The organism is Nocardiopsis oceani (genome assembly GCF_054777395.1).
Genome location: NZ_BAAHAR010000113.1, coordinates 1 through 1,701 on the forward strand (window position 1 = coordinate 1; position 1,701 = coordinate 1,701).

Genomic DNA, 1,701 nt, shown 5'->3' on the forward strand with positions numbered 1-1,701 from the left:
CCTGAGTTCACCCAAGGGTGGGAGATTTTCGTATCGGTAGCGCGCTGACCTGGCGGTATGCCGTTCGCGGTGGGGTGAAAGGGTCACTAAGAACCTGCTCGTAGGTAACCTTCGTGGCGTGGCATCGCAGTTCGTACGGAAGGTGCGCACCTCCTCAGGTGCGGTCGCTGTGCAGGTAGTGACCCGCGACGGCCGGGAGGTGGTCGCGGTCGACCACGTAGGCTCGGCGCACACCGATTCCGAGCTGGAACTGCTGCTCCTGGCCGCAGAGGACCGACTCCGTCCAGGCCAGGAAGCCCTGGATCTGGGCCCGCTGGAGCGCGTCGGAACACGAGTGAGCGATGTCGCTGACTGGACCAAGACCGGGCAAGAGCCTCTGGCAGTCGAGACGTCCTCGGCGGGACGACCGCGGGTTGTGGCCGGCAGGGGCCAGGTACTGGGTACCTCGGCGCTGCTGCTATGGGAAGTGCTGAGCGGGGCATACACCCAGCTGGGATTCGACGCTGTGGGCGACCAGACGTTCCGTTCGCTGGTACTTGCGCGCATCATCGAGCCCACGTCCAAAGCCGACACCATCCGCGTTCTGGGCGAGGTCGGTGTGAGCGCCCCGGCGTTGAACACGATCTACCGGTGCCTGCAGCGCTGCCAGGAGCGTGATTACCGGAGCCGGTTCGCCAAGGCATGCCTGGCGCACTCAGCCCGCACCACTGGCAAGGCAGCGTTCATCATGTACGACGTCACGACGTTGCACTTTGAAAACGACAACGAAGACGAGCTGCGCAAGGTCGGGATGAGCAAGGAGCACCGGGTCGATCCGCAGGTCCAGATCGGGCTGCTGGTCGACCCGGGCGGATTCCCGCTCGAAGTGCAATTGTTCGAGGGCAACAAGGGCGAGACCAAGACTCTCATCCCGGTACTGACCGGGTTTCAGCAACGGCACGGTGTGAGGGACATGGTCGTGGTCGCTGACGCGGGGATGCTCTCTGCAGCCAACCTCAACGCCCTGGAGGAAGCGGGGTTCAAGTTTATCGTCGGTTCTCGGTTGACCAAGGCGCCCTATGACCTGGCAGATCACTTCGAGCGGCATGGGAACTACTTCGCTGACGGACAGGTCTTGGAATCGGCCCGGGTGATGGGCACCGGGAAGAATGCCCGAGAGCGTCGGGTCGTCTACCAGTGGTCATTCAAGCGCCAAAAACGTGATGACAGAACGATCAACGCTCAGATCGCCAAGGCCGAGAAGGTCGCTACCGGCGGCGCACCGCTGAAGAAGACACGGTTTTTGAAGGTCAGCGGTGCGGCGAAGGAACTGGACCAGGCCACCATCGACCGAGCCCGGCAACTCGCCGGTCTGAAGGGCTATGTGACCAACCTGCCGATCGAGGTGATGAGCGGGGCAGCGGTGATCAGCGCCTATCACGACCTGTGGAAGGTCGAAGCGTCTTTCCGCATGACCAAGTCCGATCTGCGGGCCAGGCCCGTCTTCCACCATCGCCGCGAGGCTATCGAAGCTCATCTGACCGTGGTGTTCGCTGCCCTGGCAATCACTCGCTACCTGACCGAAGCGACCGGGATATCGATCAAGAAGATCGTTCAGACACTACGGACCATCCGCTCAGCGACCGTCGACATCAACGGTCAAGAACTCACCCTCGAGCCCAAGATCCCCGAGCACGCGAAGACGATCCTCGAGGCAATCGG

General features: G+C 62.6%; 1 protein-coding gene. It reads left to right on the plus strand.

Annotated elements, in window-relative coordinates; genetic code table 11:
* Positions 1–118 precede the first annotated feature (118 nt).
* The coding region (locus ACYVDG_RS32600) for an IS1634 family transposase (protein ID WP_460764123.1) at positions 119–1,701 on the plus strand (1,583 nt) is incomplete at its 3' end.